14 protein-coding genes are annotated in these 16,398 nt (G+C 72.8%); 7 read left to right on the top strand and 7 right to left on the bottom strand.

Features of this window, described 5'->3' with window-relative positions; genetic code table 11:
- Positions 1 to 9: 9 nt before the first annotated feature.
- The gene (locus tag AC1DV7_RS13045) at positions 10 to 939 is read left to right on the top strand and encodes a LysR family transcriptional regulator (protein ID WP_477597562.1); all 930 of its coding nucleotides are present in this window, start codon (positions 10 to 12) and stop codon (positions 937 to 939) included.
- Positions 940 to 951: 12 nt separating this feature from the next.
- Here the strand turns inward: AC1DV7_RS13045 and AC1DV7_RS13040 are convergent, their stop codons facing one another.
- From AC1DV7_RS13040 to leuS, 5 genes are all read right to left on the bottom strand, one after another.
- Positions 952 to 3,285, bottom strand: coding sequence for a ComEC/Rec2 family competence protein (locus AC1DV7_RS13040; RefSeq protein WP_477597561.1), 2,334 nt, complete (start codon positions 3,283 to 3,285; stop codon positions 952 to 954).
- Positions 3,282 to 4,010 carry a ComEA family DNA-binding protein gene (locus tag AC1DV7_RS13035; RefSeq protein ID WP_477597560.1) on the bottom strand — a complete coding sequence of 243 codons (729 nt, stop codon included), beginning with the start codon at positions 4,008 to 4,010 and terminating at the stop codon, positions 3,282 to 3,284. The genes AC1DV7_RS13040 and AC1DV7_RS13035 overlap by 4 nt, the downstream gene beginning before the upstream one ends.
- Positions 4,011 to 4,456: 446 nt before the next feature.
- Positions 4,457 to 5,149, bottom strand: a complete 693-nt coding sequence (gene plsY / locus AC1DV7_RS13030) for a glycerol-3-phosphate 1-O-acyltransferase PlsY (protein ID WP_477597559.1) — start codon at positions 5,147 to 5,149, stop codon at positions 4,457 to 4,459.
- Between the two features lie 19 nt (positions 5,150 to 5,168).
- Entirely contained in the window at positions 5,169 to 6,026 is an 858-nt protein-coding gene (locus AC1DV7_RS13025) for a DegV family protein (RefSeq protein ID WP_477597558.1), read from the bottom strand.
- A gap of 39 nt (positions 6,027 to 6,065) precedes the next feature.
- A complete protein-coding gene (leuS, locus tag AC1DV7_RS13020) occupies positions 6,066 to 8,963 on the bottom strand; it encodes a leucine--tRNA ligase (protein WP_477597557.1) in 2,898 nt (965 codons plus the stop codon).
- Positions 8,964 to 9,230: 267 nt separating this feature from the next.
- On the opposite strand from leuS, the gene AC1DV7_RS13015 reads away from it, so the two are divergent.
- The 6 genes from AC1DV7_RS13015 (at position 9,231) to AC1DV7_RS12990 (ending at position 14,701) form a co-directional block, all read left to right on the top strand.
- Positions 9,231 to 9,758, top strand: a complete 528-nt coding sequence (locus tag AC1DV7_RS13015; RefSeq protein WP_477597556.1) for a hypothetical protein — start codon at positions 9,231 to 9,233, stop codon at positions 9,756 to 9,758.
- A 91-nt stretch (positions 9,759 to 9,849) separates the two neighbouring features.
- Positions 9,850 to 10,557, top strand: coding sequence for a GAF and ANTAR domain-containing protein (locus AC1DV7_RS13010; RefSeq protein WP_477597555.1), 708 nt, complete (start codon positions 9,850 to 9,852; stop codon positions 10,555 to 10,557).
- Positions 10,558 to 10,699: 142 nt separating this feature from the next.
- Positions 10,700 to 11,785: a glycosyltransferase gene (locus tag AC1DV7_RS13005; protein ID WP_477597554.1), complete on the top strand. Its 1,086-nt coding sequence runs from the start codon at positions 10,700 to 10,702 to the stop codon at positions 11,783 to 11,785.
- The gene (locus AC1DV7_RS13000; protein ID WP_477597553.1) at positions 11,773 to 12,837 is read left to right on the top strand and encodes a glycosyltransferase; all 1,065 of its coding nucleotides are present in this window, start codon (positions 11,773 to 11,775) and stop codon (positions 12,835 to 12,837) included. Before AC1DV7_RS13005 ends, AC1DV7_RS13000 begins: the two co-directional genes overlap by 13 nt.
- A complete protein-coding gene (locus AC1DV7_RS12995; RefSeq protein WP_477597552.1) occupies positions 12,834 to 13,859 on the top strand; it encodes a glycosyltransferase in 1,026 nt (341 codons plus the stop codon). The genes AC1DV7_RS13000 and AC1DV7_RS12995 overlap by 4 nt, the downstream gene beginning before the upstream one ends.
- 20 nt (positions 13,860 to 13,879) lie before the next feature.
- Complete coding sequence (locus AC1DV7_RS12990) at positions 13,880 to 14,701, top strand: glycosyltransferase family 2 protein (RefSeq protein ID WP_477597551.1); 822 nt, start codon at positions 13,880 to 13,882, stop codon at positions 14,699 to 14,701.
- A gap of 31 nt (positions 14,702 to 14,732) precedes the next feature.
- Here AC1DV7_RS12990 and AC1DV7_RS12985 read toward each other — a convergent pair whose 3' ends face one another.
- The gene (locus tag AC1DV7_RS12985) at positions 14,733 to 15,623 is read right to left on the bottom strand and encodes an NAD(P)H-hydrate dehydratase (protein ID WP_477597550.1); all 891 of its coding nucleotides are present in this window, start codon (positions 15,621 to 15,623) and stop codon (positions 14,733 to 14,735) included.
- Positions 15,620 to 16,378 carry a histidine phosphatase family protein gene (locus tag AC1DV7_RS12980; protein WP_477597549.1) on the bottom strand — a complete coding sequence of 253 codons (759 nt, stop codon included), beginning with the start codon at positions 16,376 to 16,378 and terminating at the stop codon, positions 15,620 to 15,622. Before AC1DV7_RS12980 ends, AC1DV7_RS12985 begins: the two co-directional genes overlap by 4 nt.
- Between the last annotated feature and the right edge of the window lie 20 nt (positions 16,379 to 16,398).

The following is a 16,398-nucleotide window of genomic DNA, read 5'->3' as shown; positions in this document are numbered from 1 at the left end:
CTCTGCGCCATGATCGACGCTGCCGGCCTGCGGGTCATGAAGGCCATCGCCGACGAGGGAAGCTTCACCGGGGCTGCCCTCGCGCTCGGGTACTCCCAGCCCGCCATCTCGCAGATGGTTCGCCGCCTCGAGCAGCGCACCGGCACCGTGCTGGTCGAGCGGGTGGGCCGCAACGTCCGGCTCACCGAGGCCGGACAGGTGCTCGCCCGGCATGCTGTCACGGTGCTCGCCGCCCTCGACGCCGCCGAGGAGGAGGTCGCCGCGATCGCCGGTCTACGGGCCGGCCGGGTGCGCCTCATGGCCTTTCCCTCCAGCTCGGCCACCCTCGTGCCGCGGGCCCTCGCGCTGGTCAAGCAGCGCTTCCCCGACGTGCAGGTGACCTTCACCGAGGCGGAGCCGCCCGAGTCGCTCGCCGCGCTGCGGGCCGGTGAGTGCGACCTGGCCGTCGCCTTCGCCTACGAGGGCACCGACCTCGGCCGTGGCGAGGAGGACATGGACCTGTTCATCACGGAGAAGCTGCTCGACGACGACGTGAAGCTCGCTCTGCCCCGCAGCCACCCGCTGGCCGACTGCGACGTCGTCGAGCTCTCGGCGCTCGCGGGCGAGAACTGGATCGCGGGCTGCCCGCGCTGCCGCGGACACCTGCTGCAGATGTGCTCGGCCGCCGGCTTCTCGCCGCACGTCGGGTTCGAGACCGAGGACTACGTCGCGGTGCTCGGCCTGGTCGCCGAGGGCCTGGGGGTCGCGCTCATCCCCGACCTCATCCTGCGCACGGCCCACCACCACGACGTCGTCACGGTGCCGATCGAGCCGGCCTCGCGACGCACCATCAGTGTCGTCACGACGGCCGACCTGCAGCGGGTGCCTGCCGTGCAGGCCACGATGCAGGCCCTGTCGGAGGCGGCGACCATGCCGCCCCGCGTCCTCGCGAGCACCTAGCCCCACGTCAGGTCACCGCCGTCGCCAGGTGACGGCCGGCTGGCCGTCGACCGAGAGCACCGCGATGTCTCCGCGCTGGTCGGTGCGGAACACCGCCGAGCCACCCCGACGGAGCACGGCCAGCGCCTTGTCGGACGGGTGCCCGTAGTCGTTGTCCTGCCCCACGCTGACCACCGCCACCGGCGCCGGCGTCTGCGCCATGACGTCCTCGTCGAGGTTGGCCGAACCGTGGTGGGGTGCCTTGACGACGTCGAAGGAGCGCGCGGCCATGTCGGGGTCGCGGCGCAGCTGGAGCAGGACGGCATGCCCCGCCTCGCGTTCGACGTCGCCCCAGAGCAACAGGTCGAGGTCTCCCGAGCGAACGGCCAGCACCACGCTGGCGTTGTTGGGCACCGAGCCCGCCGCGATGCGCCGGGCCGGCCACCACACGTCGGCCGAGACCCCCTGCCAGCGCAGGTGGTCGCCCGCCGCCACATCGCGGATCGGTATGCCGCGTGCGCCGGCCAGGCGTTGCACCTGCGCCCACTGCTCGGGCGGGTCCCGCACCGGGGACGCCAGGATCTCCCTGACCTCGCGACCGCTGACGGCCCCGACCAGGCCGTCGACGTGGTCGGCGTGGAAGTGCGTCAGCAGGACCGAGTCGAGCACGTCGACCCCGAGCCGCGTGAGGCACTGGTCGACCGGGGCCGGGTCGGGACCTGCGTCGACGAGCACGGCGTGGCCGGGGGTCGTCGCGAGCACCAGCGCGTCGCCCTGCCCGACGTCGCAGGCCACAAACCGCCAGCCCTGCGGCGGCCACGTCGCCGATGATGTCGGTGCCGCCGCCGCGGTCACCAGCAGGCAGAGGCCGAGAGCCCGGACCGGGTGTCGGCGGGCCCCGGCGGCCCACCACGATCCGGTCACGAGGATGCCGGCGGTCACGACGGCCAGCAGCACTGCGCCGACCGCGCCGTCGGGCCACGGGAGGGTGCCACCGGGAATCGTCGCGCAGGTGCGGGCGACCCAGGCGATCCCGAGGGCGGGGAGCGCGCCCACCCAGCACAGCACCGTCGCGGCGAAGGGCCAGATCGGAGCCACCGCGGCGGCTGCGGCCCCGGCGATCGTCGCGGGTGCGACCAGCGGGGCGGCCAGCAGGTTGGCCAGGACGCCCACCACCGACACCGACCCCTGCAGCAGCACCACGACAGGCGCACACATGGCCTGTGCAGCGACGGGGATGGCGATCGCCTGCCCCCACGACCGGACGCGAGCAGGCAGGACGCTGCCGATGGCGTCGCCCCATGACCGCACGAACAGCAGCAGGCCCAACGTCGCCAGCGTGGACAGCGCGAAGCCGTACGACCGGCTCAGCCACGGGTCGACGCACAGCAGGACGAGCACAGCACCCGCGAGGACCGGGACTCCCGCGCCCCGCCGGGAACGACTGAGGCCGACGAGGCCGATGGCGCCCATCGTGGCCGCACGGATGACGCTCGGCTCGGGGCGAGCCAGCACGACGAAGCCCGCGAGCACGATCGCGGCGACAGCCGGTCGCCAGCGGCGTGGCACCCCGAACACGGCGCAGCCGCCCAGCGCGAAGGCCAGGATGACGGCGACGTTGCTGCCGCTGACAGCCGACAGGTGGGTCATGCCCGTCGCGAGCATGGCGTCGGTGAGGTCCTGCGGGGTCCGACTCGTGTCGCCGATGACAAGGGCCGGCAGCAGTCCCCGCGCGTCATCCGGCAGTGGAGTTGCGGCGCGGCGCAGCCCGGCGCGCAGGTGTTCGGCACCCCGCGCGACGAGGCCGGGGGCGGCCAGCCGCTGCGGTGCGCCCCGCGCTCGCAGGTCGGCGACCACGTCGTCGCCGGGCTCGGCCGCGGTCAGCTTGCCGGTGACGCGCACGCGCTCCCGCCAACGGACCGACTGCCAGTCAGCACCGCCCGAGACGAGCACGGGCGTGGCCACGGTCGTCCTCGTTCCCCGTCCGGTCACGGAGTCCACGTGGAGCGTGAGGCGCACCAGGGGTTGCTGCGCTCCCCTGCTGCGCAACACCATCGGGTCCGTGGCGACCACGCCCTCGAGGGTGACGACGGCGTGCTCGGCAGCCAGGCCGGGCACCGGCCCCGACTCGCGGACCGCCGCATGGCTCGCCGTCGCGACCAGGACCAGGGCGACGGCGCCGAGACCCAGCTGTGGCAGCTGCCCCCAGCGGGCTGGTCCACGCCACACCAGGAGCGCAGCCCCCAGGGCGGACACCCCCGCACCGACCAGGACTGTCGATGCCGGTTGCGACAGCGCGACCGCACCGACGCTCCACGCCGCCAGGGCGGGGAGCAACAGCCGCAGGTCGAGGACGCGCGCCCTCACACGGTGACCTTCGACTGGAGCTGGGCGAAGATCTTCTCGCCGATGCCACTCACCTCGGCGAGCTCGTCGACGGTGGCGAACCTGCCGTGCTCAGTGCGCCAGTCCACGATCCGGCTCGCCAGCACGGGTCCCACGCCGGGGAGCGTCTCGAACTCCGACGCCGTGGCGGTGTTGAGGTTGACCAGTCCCCCGGCTGCGGCAGCACCGCCAGCAGCACCGCCGCCGCCACCAGCACTGCCAGCCGAGCCGGTCGCCCCACCGTCGCCGCCCGCCGCGCCACCAGCCCCGCCGGACACCACCCCTTGGGGTGGCAGCACCTCGCCCGGCTTGGGGATCCGCACCTGCTCGCCGTCGACGAGCAGCCGCGCCAGGTTGACCGTGCCGAGGTCGGCGCTCGGCCGCGCGCCACCGGCCTTGGCCACGGCATCGGCAACCCGCGAGCCCTGGGGCAGCGTCAGCACGCCCGCGGCACGAACCTCGCCCACCACGTGCACGGTGACCTGGGCCGGCGGACCGCCCCCACCCGAGGCCGTCGGCGACGAGGCCAGGGCGGCGTGCGCAGGCCCCCGGGTCGCGAGGGCTGACCCGGACGGCCCGGCCGGCCCCGGAGCCACGACCTGTGGGCTGCTCGCCGACCTCGCCCAGGCGACCCGCACCCCGAAGCCGAGCGCCGCGACCAGGACGACGAGCGCGAGCCCGAACACCGCCGCTCGGGGACCCTGCACCCGGGCACCCCTCAGCGCAGTCGGCAGCCGCACGAACGCAGGACCCGGTGGCTGTGGCCGACGGTGCCGCCCGCCCTCGGTCCCCCGCCCGCCCTCGGTTGCCCGCCTGCTCTCAGTCGCCCGCCTGCTCTCAGTCGCCCGCCTGCCCTCGGTCACCCGCCTGCCCTCGGGCCCCCGCCTGCCGTCGGACCCCCGCGTCCGCCGCGTGCTCCCGCGGCTCGCCTGCTGCTGGGGACTCACCTCGATCCACTCGCGCTCAGGCAGCCACGGGCTCACGCCGGTGGCACCCCCCGGTCCCGTGCCCGCACCGGTGCCTTCGAGCAGGGCACGCAGGCGAGGGGACGGTTCGGACGGTGGTCGGCGCAACGGCATACCGGCACGGTAGGAAGGCCCCCGCGCAGCGCGCGCCCCGGCCGCACCCCCTGTGGACAACGCCCGCTTCGGGGTCAGCCTGTGGACGACGCGTCTCGCCGCGCCGAGATCCAGAGCTCGATGTTGCGGCGGTGCCGGTAGATGACCACGAGGGCGAGGACGACGCACCACGCCCCGGTGTCACGCGTCCCGAACGGCACCCACCGCAACCACGTCAGCAGCCCCAGCCCCAACAGCAGCAGGCAGGCAGAGACCGATGCCCCCGCCACCCACCGCAGCCGCCAGACGAGCAGCGCGAAGACCACCACCATCCCCAGCCCGAACCACGGCTCGACCGCGAGGATCGCGCCCAGCGAGGTCGCCACGCCCTTGCCGCCCTGACCCTTGAGGAACGGCGACCAGATGTGCCCGAGCACGACCGCGAGCCCGACGCACAGCGCTGTCACCGTCCCGAGGAGGTGCTGCGCCACGATGACCGGCAGGAGGCCCTTGAGCACGTCGAGGACGCCGACGACCACGCCCCAGCGGGCCCCCAGGACCCGGCCGGCGTTCGTCGCGCCGGGGTTGCCCGACCCGGCCTTGCGCAGGTCCTTGCCGAGGATCGTGGCCAGGATGGTCGCCGGGTTCACCGCCCCGATGAGGAACGCCGCGGCCGACGCCAGGGGCACCTTGGCCAGCTCCCAGAACGACTCGTGGTCGACGGTCACCAGCGACGCCAGCGTCCGGGACACCAGCACCTGCGACACGAGCGCCTGCCCCGCCGTCATCGGGACCCCGCCCCGCCGGTCATGGCCCCGACCGGGGTACGACCGCCACCGCGATCGTCCCGGGGCCGACGTGGGCACCCACCACGGCACCCAGCTCGACGACCTCGATGGACGCCTCGGGCACCCGCTGCGCGAGCTGCGCGGCCAGGGCCTCGGCGCGGGCCTGCGAGTCGAGGTGGTGGACCGCGATGTCGACGCCGTGCTCGACCCGGGGCGCCAAGGCGGCCGTCGCCGCGAGCTCCTCGAGCCGGCTCAGGGCACGCGTCGAGGTGCGCACCTTCTCGAGCGGCCGGATGCTCCCGTCGACGAGACCGAGGATCGGCTTGATCGCCAGCGCCGACCCGAGGAACGCCGACGCCGACCCGATGCGCCCACCCCGTCTCAGGTGCTCGAGGGTGTCGACGTAGAACACGACCGTCGCCGCCTCGCAGCGCGAAAGTGCATGGGCTGCAACGTCTTCCAACGATGCACCGTCGGCGGCGAGGGCAGCGGCCGACACGACGGCATACCCCATCGCCATGCCGAGCGACCGCGAGTCCACGACGCGCACCGGAACCGGGGAGTGCTGCGCTGCGAGGTGGGCGGACTCCACCGTCGACGACATGTCGGCGCTGATGTGCACCGACACGATGCCCTCGGCGCCGTCGGCGGCGGCCTTCTCGTAGGCGTCGAGCAGGGCCTGCGGCGAAGGTCGCGACGTCGACACCGGCTTGAACGAGCGCAGCGCAGCAGCCACCTCTGCGGTCGACACGTCGACTCCCTCGCTGAACTCGGTGCCGCCGATGATGACGTGCAGGGGCACCACGTGGATGCCGTGCGCGTCGACCACCGACGCAGGCAGGTATGCCGTGCTGTCGGTGACGATCGCGATGCCCACGTGCGCAGGCTATCCAGTCGGGGCCATCGGGCGGGCGCCCTAGACCGGAACGACGTTGACGAGCTTGGGAGCGCGCACGATGACCGTGCGGATCCCGCCCTCGGTGGCCGCGACCACCTTGGGCAGCGCCAGCACCTGCGCGCGCAGGTCGTCCTCGCTGATGTCGGCCGGCACCTCGAGGCGGTCGCGCACCTTGCCCTTGATCTGGACGACGCACGTGACGGTGTCCTCGACGAGCAGGGCGGGGTCGGCGACCGGGAACGAGGTGTACGTGATCGAGTCCTCATGGCCCAGCTTGGCCCAGAGCTCCTCGGCGATGTGCGGTGCCAGCGGCGCGACCATGACCACCAGGGCCTCGGCCGCCTGCCGCGGCACGGCGTCGAGCTTGGTGAGCGTGTTGTTGAACTCGATCATCCGCGCGATGGCGGTGTTGAACCCCAGAGAGGGGTAGTCGCGCGTCACGGCGTCGATGGTCCTGTGCATCGCCCGCGTGGTCGCGTCGTCGGGAGCCTGGTCGACCACCCGCAGTTCGCCGGTCTCCTCGTCGACGACGTTGCGCCACAGTCGCTGGAGGAACCGCTGGGCGCCGACGACGGCTCGCGTCTCCCAGGGCTTGCTCAGCTCCAGCGGCCCCATCGACAGCTCGTAGACGCGCAGCGTGTCGGCGCCGTACTGCTCACACATCTCGTCGGGGCTGACGACGTTCTTGAGCGACTTGCCGATCTTGCCGAACTCGCGGGTGACCGGCTTGCCCTGCCACGTGTAGCTGGGCTCGCCACCGGAGTGGTCCGGCACCTCGACGACCTCGCTCGCCTCGACCGGCTGCCCCCGGTCGTCGCGGTAGGCCGGGGCCTGGATGTAGCCCTGCGAGAAGTACTTCCGGAACGGCTCCGCGCTGCTCAGGTGACCCAGGTCGAACAACACCTTGTGCCAGAAGCGGGCATACAGCAGGTGCAGCACCGCGTGCTCGACCCCACCGATGTACAGGTCGACGCCACCGGGGTCGACGGTCCCTGCGGGTGAGCCGCCCACGGGGTCGGCCTGCGGCCCCATCCAGTACTTCTCGTTCTCGGGGTCGACGAACGCCTCGTCGTTGGCCGGGTCGAGGTATCGCAGGTAGTACCAGCAGGATCCGGCCCAGTTGGGCATCGTGTTGGTCTCTCGGCGGTACCTGCGCATGCCGCGCCCGTCCCCCAGGTCGAGCTCGACGTTGACCCACTCCTCGACCCGCCCCAGCGGCGGCTCGGGCTGGCTCGAGTCGTCCTGGGGGTCGAACGTCTTCGGCGCGTAGTCAGGGACGTCCGGCAGCTCGACGGGCAGCATCGAGTCGGGCACCGCGTGGCTGACGCCGTCCTCGTCGAAGACGATGGGGAACGGCTCGCCCCAGTAGCGCTGCCGGCTGAACAGCCAGTCGCGCAGCTTGTAGTTGACGGTACCCTCGCCGAACCCCTTGTCGGACAGCCAGTCGATGATGCGCGACTTGGCCTCGGCGACCCCGAGCCCGTCGAGCGACACCTCGTCGTTGGCCGAGTTGATGGCAGGGCCGTCACCCGTGAAGGGCTCGTCCTCCGGGTGGCCCTCCGACGGCTGCACGGTGCGGATGATCGGCAGGCCGTACTGCTGCGCGAAGTCCCAGTCGCGCTGGTCCTGCCCCGGCACGGCCATGATGGCGCCCGTTCCGTAGCCCATCAGGACGTAGTCGGCGATGAAGATCGGGATCCGTTGCCCGTCAACGGGATTGGTCGCCCAGGCGCCCGTGAACACACCGCTCTTGTCCTTGCCCTCGGTCTGGCGCTCGAGGTCGCTCTTGCGCGACGCCGCCAGCCGGTATGCCGCGACCGCGGCCACCGGGGTCGCCTCGCCACCGGTCCAGGCGGGATTGGTGTCGGCGACCCAGTCGCCCCGGGACACGATGGTGTCCACCAGTGGGTGCTCGGGAGCCAGCACCATGAACGTGGCGCCGAACAGCGTGTCGGGGCGCGTCGTGAAGACCTCGATGGAGGCGTCCTGACCCACCACCGCGAAGGCGACCCGCGCCCCCTGGCTGCGCCCGATCCAGTTGCGCTGCATGGCCTTGACCTTCTCCGGCCAGTCCACGCGGTCCAGGTCGTCGGCCAACCGGTCGGCGTACGAGGTGATGCGCATCATCCACTGGCGCAGGTTGGCCTTGAACACCGGGAAGTTGCCGCGCTCGGACCGGCCGTCGTTGGTGACCTCCTCGTTGGACAGCACCGTGCCCAGGCCGGGGGCCCAGTTGACCGGCGCCTCGCTGGTGTAGGCCAACCGGAAGTCGTCGAGGATGTCGGACTGCTCGACCGGCGACAGGGCCGCCCACTCGCGCCCGTTGGGGGTGGGTCGCGCGCCGGACTCGAACTGCGCGACGAGCTCGCCGATCGGGCGCGCCTGTCCGCTGCCGCCGTCGGGCCGCACCGCCTCGGGGTCGTACCAGGCGTTGTAGATCTGGGTGAAGATCCACTGCGTCCACTTGTAGTAGCCGGGGTCGATGGTGGCGATGGTGCGGCGGTCGTCGTGGCCCAGCCCCAGCCGTCGAAGCTGACGCTTCATCACGACCATGTTGTCCTCGGTCGTCTTCCGCGGGTGCTGGCCGGTCTGGACGGCGTACTGCTCCGCCGGCAGCCCGAACGCGTCGTAGCCCAGGCAGTGCAGGACGTTCTTGCCCGTCATCCGGTGGTAGCGGGCGAAGACGTCGGTGGCGATGTAGCCGAGCGGGTGGCCGACGTGCAGGCCTGCGCCACTGGGGTACGGGAACATGTCGAGCACGAGCAGCTTCTCGCGGCCGGCGACCTTGTCCGGCTCGGCCCACGGGCCTGCCGGGTTGGGGGCGTGGAAGGTGCCTTCCTGCTCCCAGCGGTCCTGCCAGGCCAGCTCGATCTGCTGGGCCAGGGCGGCGGTGTAGCGGTGCGGCGTCTCGCTCATCTCATCCTCGTGTTCGCTGGTCGTGCTCGTGGTTCCCGTGTCCGCACACCGACCTCGATGGTGTCTCCACACAGAAAAACCCCTCACGCAGGAGGGGTTGGCCGCGGTGACGTGACCCGGTGGGTCCGGGGCGTCAGCGCGGCTTCCTCAGGAGCAGCGACCGTGCCATGGCGACAGGTTACCGCAGCGCCCCGCGCGACCAGCCTCCACCGCCCCCTGCGTCTTTCGGATGAGGCGCGGACTAGGGGCTCGTCGTACGTTCGGGCCATGGGGCGGATTGGCCGAGCGGCGGACCTGGTCGACGAGATGACGCCCTCGATGGGCGTTGCCGGGGGCCTGTTGTTCTTCGGGTACTGGATCGTCCGTGCCCGCGAGATCGTGCTGCCGAACGGTCTCGGGGTGCTCCTCGACGTCGCCACCATCGCGCTGCTCGGGACGGCCGTCCTCGGCTACCAGCTCGCCCAGGGCATGCGCCCCGGCGCCTGGGTCGGGTGGGCTGGAGTGGCCGCCGTGCTCGAGGGCCTGGTCACCTCGCCGCCCGGCGTCTGCCTGGGGCTGCTGCTGCTCGGCATCGCCATCGCCCGGTGCGGCGTCCACCCGCGCGTGCCCGGCATCATCATGGCGGTCAGCGGTGCCGCGCTCGCGCTGTCCTACTTCCTGTCGGCCGGCTTCGGCCGTGGCTACGGCGACCCCGGCCCGCTGACCCGCGTCGTCACGGCGATGGCCCTGGTGGGGATCGCTGCCTCCATGCTCGACCTGCTGGTCCTCGAACGCGTCCCGAAGACCGCCCGCTGAGGCGCCGCCCCCCAGCGGACCACCCCCGCGCCGAGGACGCCCACCGTGGACGCGGCACGCGCAAGCGGCAATCCGGGTGATACTGGGCACCATGGAGACACGCATTCCCCGCGAGGCCACCGAGGCCTTCAACGCCCTCGCCGCGCTCGTCTATGCCGGTACCGGATCGGCGGAGATCCTCACGGCCATCTGTGAGACGGCCGTGAACGTGATCCCCGGCGCCGACCATGCGTGCATCTCCACCCTCGACGACCACGAGCAGCTGCGGACCCAGGCCGCCTCGGACGACGTCGCACGCCAGATGGACCGCCTCGAGTCCGAGGCCCACGAAGGACCGTGCGTGGACGCCATCGTGGAGGACTCCGTCCAGCACGACACCGACATCCGCTCGGAGTCGAAGTGGCCACGGCTCGCCGAGCTGACCCTCGCGAGCACCCCGGTCCGGGGGATGGTCGGCTACCAGCTCATGGACGGCCTCGGCGCGCGAGCGGCGTTCAACGTCTTCTCGGACACCCCCGGCGCCCTCACCATCGAGTCCGTGGACGTGGGCGCCGTGCTCGCGGCGTTCACCTCGGTTGCCCTCGCGGCCGCCGAGCGCCAGACCACGGCGGAGAACCTTCGCAAGGGCCTGGAGAGCAACCGTGAGATCGGCAAGGCCGTGGGCTTGCTCATGGCGGCGCACAAGGTGAGCGACGCGGAGGCCTTCGAGATCCTGCGCAGCGCCTCCAGCCGCACCAACACCAAGCTCGCAGCCCTGGCCGACAAGATCAACGAGAGCCACCGCGCCTCGCTGACCTGACCCTTCGGAGGCGACGGGGGTCGCCAACGTCCGCGCAAGGGGCTACGTTGGCCCGAGAAGTCCAGAGCCGGTCAAACCACGCGCCAGCTGCCCCAGTCGGGCCGCCCACGGCGCGCTCGACGCCCCTTTCCGAAGGTCAGCCTTGAGCATCGTCGTCGCCTCTGTCCCCTCCGGCCACGTCTACGTGCGTCACCTGTCGCCGCCCGCACCCGACTCGACGAGCGTCGTCCGGCTCCCGGACCCTCCCGCCGACAGCTCCCCCGACAGCCCGTGGTGGCCGCCGCGCATGTTGACGAGCGCCTGGGTCGAGGAGCACGCCGCCGACTTCGACGTCATGCACGTCCACTTCGGCTTCGACGCCCTCTCGCCGGACGACCTGCGTGGCGTCGTCGACGCCCTGCATCGCCACGACAAGCCGCTCGTGCTCACGGTGCACGACCTGCGCAACCCCCACCACGAGGCCGCCGAGCTCCACGACGCCCAGCTCGGCGTGCTCGTCAGCTCGGCCGACGCCCTGATCACCCTCACCCCCGGAGCGGCTGCGACCATCCGCGAGCGCTGGGGCCGCGACGCCACCGTCCTCCGCCACCCCCAGGTCGTCCCTGACGAGTGGCTCGCCCGACCGCGCGCCGCGCGCGAGGAGTTCGTGGTCGGCCTGCACGCGAAGAGCCTGCGCGCCARCATGGACCCCCTCCCCCTCGTCGACGCCCTCGTCGAGGCCATGCCGGGTATGCCGGGTGCCCGGCTGCGCGTGGACGCGCACACCGACGTCATGACGGCAGGGTTCCCGCGCCACGACGCCGCATTCGCAGCCCACCTCACGACGCTGGACCGGCGGGGTGCCCTGGAGCTGCAGGTGCACGACTACTTCCCCGACGACGAGCTCTGGGCCTACCTGCACGGCCTCGACGTGTCCGTCCTGCCCTACCAGTTCGGCACCCACTCGGGCTGGCTCGAGGCGGGTCACGACCTCGGAACCTGGGTCGCCGCACCGGACTGCGGCTTCTACGCCGAGCAGCGTCCCTGCCTCACGTACGCCGCGAACGGCCCCGAGAGGACGTCCTCCCTCGTCTCGGCCGTACGGACGGCCCACGGCCGCTGGCTGGCCGGGGGGACCGCGCCGCGCGCGTCGGTGACGACCCGGCATACCGAGCGTCGGCTCCTGGCCCGGGCGCACGAGCAGGTCTATGCAGCGGCCCTGGACCGGAGGCTCGCATGCACGTCGTGATCCTTGCCGCAGCCAGGCACCCGCTGGTGCAGCCCTTCGCCGGCGGCCTCGAGTCGCTCACGTGGGCGCTCGTGCGCGGTCTTCGCCAGCGAGGCATCGACGTCACGCTGTTCGCCGGGCCGGGGAGCGACCCCGAGCTGGGTGCGCGGGAGATGGTCGTCGCGCCGCTGGAGCTGAGCGCGGCGGCCGCGGCTGACGTCTCGATGCCCCCGGTCCCCTGGCTGCAGGAGCACCACGCGTACCTGCAGGTGATGCTCGAGCTGAGGGACCGCCACGACGTCGACGTCATCCACAACAACAGCCTGCACTTCCTTCCCCTCGCCCTCGCCCAGTCCTGTGCCGCGCCGATGCTCACCACGCTGCACACCCCGCCCACTCCCTGGCTGGAGCCGGCCATCGCCCTGATGGACCAGAGCCGCAGCCGGTTCGTCGCGGTGAGCCGCCACACCGCCGTGCAGTGGTCCCACGTGACCGACGCCGACGTGGTGCACAACGGGGTCGACACCGACGTGTGGGAACCCGGAGCCGGTGGCGACGACCTCTGTTGGGTGGGCAGGATCGTCCCGGAGAAGGCACCTCACGAGGCGCTGCGGATCGCCGCGGCGAGCGGCCGCCGCATCCGCCTGGCCGGCCCGGTGGGCAACCCTGACTACTTCACGGAGCGAGTCGCACCGCTGCTCGGGCCGCGGGCGGAGTACGTCGGGCACCTCGGCGTCCCTGCACTGACGGCCCTCGTCGGGTCCAGTGCCGCCACGGTCGTCACTCCGGAGTGGGACGAGCCCTACGGCCTGGTCGCAGCCGAGTCCCTGGCCTGCGGGACTCCGGTCGTGGGCTACCGGCGAGGTGGTCTGCCCGAGTTCGTCAGCGCCGACTGCGGTGCCCTGGTCGAGCCCGGTGACGTGGCCGCCGCGGCGGCCGAGGTCGAACGCGTCTGCGCGATGGACCGCCAGCGCTGTCGGGACCACGCGGTCACCAGCTGTTCGCTCGACACCATGGTCGACGACTACGTCGAGCGCTACCTCCAGAGCACGAGGGTGGGGCGGGCCGCGTGATCGGCTACTACGCGCACCACCAGGGCGCGGGGCACCTCACCCGCATGCAGAGCATCGCCTCCGCCATGGACGAGCCCGTCTGGGGTCTCAGCTCCGTCCCCGCACCGGCGGGCTGGAGCGGCGCGTGGACCCAGCTCGCGCGCGACGACGACACCGACCCGGCGCAGCAGGGACAACTCGACGACCCGACCGCTCACGGCGTCCTGCACTGGGTGCCCCGCGGGCACCCGGGTCTGGCCCAGCGGTCGGCCCAGCTGGCCGAGTGGGCCGCGGTGCACCGGCCTCGGTCGCTCGTGGTGGACGTCTCAGTGGAGGTCGCCCTCCTGGCGCGACTCTGCGGGGTGCCGACGGTGGTCGTCGCGATGCCGGGGGTGCGCGAGGACAGGGCGCACCGCCTCGCCTACGACACTGCAGACGCATTGCTGGCACCGTGGCCGCGCGGGTCCCACGACCTCGGATGGCCGCGCGAGTGGACCGACAAGGCGTGGTTCGTCGGTGGCATCTCCCGGTTCGACCACCTCACCCCCACCCGCCCGGTTCCCACGCCGGCTGCACCAGGCGGCGGCACGGTGCTGGTGCTGTGGGGTGCCGGTGGCCGCACGACGACCGACGCAGACCTCGAGGCAGCCCGGGCGGCGACGCCGTCGTGGACCTGGGTCGAGCGCTCCCCCGGCATCCACTCCGACACGCCGCTCTGGGAAGACCTCCAGCGGGCAGACGTGGTCGTGACGCACGCCGGGCAGAACGCCGTGGCCGAGGTGGCGGCGGCCCGACGTCCTGCCGTCGTGGTCGCCCAGCGACGCCCGTTCGACGAGCAGTCCGCGACCGCCCAGGTGCTCGACCAGCTGGGCATCGCCGTGGGTTGCACGACCTGGCCGGCCCCGGGATCCTGGCCGGACCTGCTCCAGCTCGCGCTCGCCCGCGGCGGCGACGGCTGGCGCCTGTGGTCGACCGGCACCGGCGCTTCCGACGCCGCAGACCACCTGCGCACGGCCGGCCTGCCGTCGCTGGTGACCCAGTGAGCCGCCCCCGGACTGCCGTCGTGACCATCGCGCACGGCCGGCACGAGCACCTCCGCGGCCAGGGCTGGGGCCTGCACCAGCAGACGTGGCCCGCCGACGACTACGTCGTCGTCGCGATGGGCGACACGGGGATCGCCGCCGTGGCACACGAACAGCATCCCGACGCCCTCGTCGTGGAGCTGCCCGCCGTCGCCACGGACCTCCCCCTGGCCCGGGCCCGCAACGCCGGGGCCGAAGCCGCGATCGGGGCCGGGGCCGACGTCCTGGTGTTCCTCGACGTGGATTGCATCCCCTCACCGACGACCGTGCAGCGGTATGCCGCCGTGCTGAGTCCCAGGCCGGCGCCAGGGCCGGTCGTGGCGTGCGGTGACGTGCACTACCTGCCGCCGGTGCAGCACCCCGCGGACTACCGTGCCCCGGGTCTTGCCGAGCGTGCCGAGCCGCATCCCGCACGACCTTCACCAGCGCCGGACGTCGTCCTGCCAGGAGGTGACGTGAGGCTCTTCTGGTCGCTGTCGTTCGCAGTGACGGCGCTCGACTGGCAGGACCTCGGAGGGTTCGACGAGGTGTACTCCGGCTACGGCGCGGAGGACACCGACTTCGGGCAGCGCCTTGCCGCTGCGGGCGGCGAGCTGATCTGGGTCGGCGGCGCGACGGCATACCACCAACACCACCCGACCCAGACCCCTCCCATCGGGCACCTGCACTCGATCGTCCACAACGCCAACCTCTTTCGTGACCGGTGGGGCTGGTTCCCGATGGAAGGCTGGCTGGCCGAGTTCTCGGCACGCCACCTCGCCGAGCTCGACGCGGCGACGGGTCGCTGGCGCGTCACGGCCTGACAGCGCGGTTCGCGGCGAGTCGACCCAGCCGTCAGGAGGCCCTCGACGAGAGCTGCGCCATCACCCGCGGGATCCACGGGAGCAGCTCCCGGGCCAGGAACCCCAGAGGGGCATCGTTCTCGCTGACCGCCCGGCCGGCGCCCACGTGGAGCATGACGCCCCAGGCCGCCGCCCCTTCGGCAGGAACCCCGCGGGCAAGCAGGCCCGCGACGATCCCGGCCTTCACGTCGCCCGACCCGGCCACCCCGAGGCCGGGCACACCCGGATGACGCCATACGACCTGCGAACCAGGGGCAGCGATGTACGTGGTCTCGCCGCCGGCGACCACCGTGGCACCGCACCGGTCCGCGAGCTCGACGCAGCACTCGGCAAGGCAGTCCGCGACCTCGGACTCGCTGCGCCCGAGGGTCTCGGCGAGCTCAGAGTCGTTGGGCGTCAGGACCACCCTCCCCCCGAGGTGAGCCACCCCGTCAGGCTGCTCGGTCAGGTAGGCCATGGCCAACGCGTCCAGGACCACGGGGCAGTCCAGCTTCGGCACGACGGCGTCGAGCAGCTCGCTGGCCGACTCCGGAGACAGCAGCCCGGGGCCCAGCAGCAGGGCGTCGCAGCCGGCAGCGAGGTCGAGGACCTGGTCGGCTGCCCTTGATGCGATCTCGCCGTGACCGGTCTCGGGAAGGTCGGTGACGAGCGCCTCCGGCAGGGCGACACTGACCGCGACTGCCACGCTCTCCACGGTGGCGACCTGCGGCTTGCCGGCTCCTGCCCGGACGGCGGCCTCTGCCGCCAGCAGGACCGCTCCGGGCGTGCGACGACTGCCACCGACGACCACCACCCGACCTCGCCCTTCCTTGCCGCCCCCCGGGTCCGGGAGGGGCCAGCTGCCCAGCTGGCCGGCGTCGAGGTCGCGGACCGTGCGGTTCACGACGCCTTCCCGCGCCCTGCCTGATCGGGCTCGTGCGTGGCCGTGGTCCCTCGGGACTCCACGGCCGAGGTCGAGGCATAGTCGACCAGCTCGGGGACGCCAGCCGGTCCGCGACGGTAGGTGGTCGTCGAGGCGTTGGGGACGGTCACGGTTCGGTCCAGCTCCAGGACGGCGGCCTCGTCCATCCCCTCGAGCACGTAGCGGAAGCACGTGATCACCGCCTGGTGGGTGAAGATCCACAGGCGGTCCGTGGCCGGCCGGGTGCCCACGTCGCGAAGGAACGACCGCACCCGCAGGGCGACATCGCACCAGCTCTCGCCGCCGGGCGGCCGGTAGTAGAACTTCCCGAGGTGCTCCCGCCGCTGCGCCTCCGCGCCGTACTCGGCCCGGATGCCGGTGCCGGTGAGTCCGTCGAAAACGCCGAGCTCGCGTTCGCGGAGCCTTTCGTCGTGCATGAACGGAGTGCTCAGCCCGGCGGTCGCGACGGCCAACCGGGCGGTGTCGGCGCTGCGCCGGTAGGGCGAGCTGACCACGGCCGTGGGTCTCGCGGTCGCGTCCAGGCCCTGGAGGTGGCGACCCAGGGCGTCCGCCTGCTCCCGCCCCGTGTCCGAGAGCGGGACGTCCGCGTCGCGGTCCTGGAGGTCGAGCCGCGCGGCCCCCGCCTCCCTGGCCGCGCGGTCCGCCAGGTTGCCGATGCTTTCGCCGTGACGGACCAGAACCAGGCTTGCCGGTCCGAGCCGCTGCATGTCGAGCATGGGGCTTCCTCCTCGCGGCG

The organism is Pedococcus sp. P2_E4 (assembly GCF_056403935.1).
This window is presented reverse-complemented; position numbering and strand designations above follow the sequence as displayed.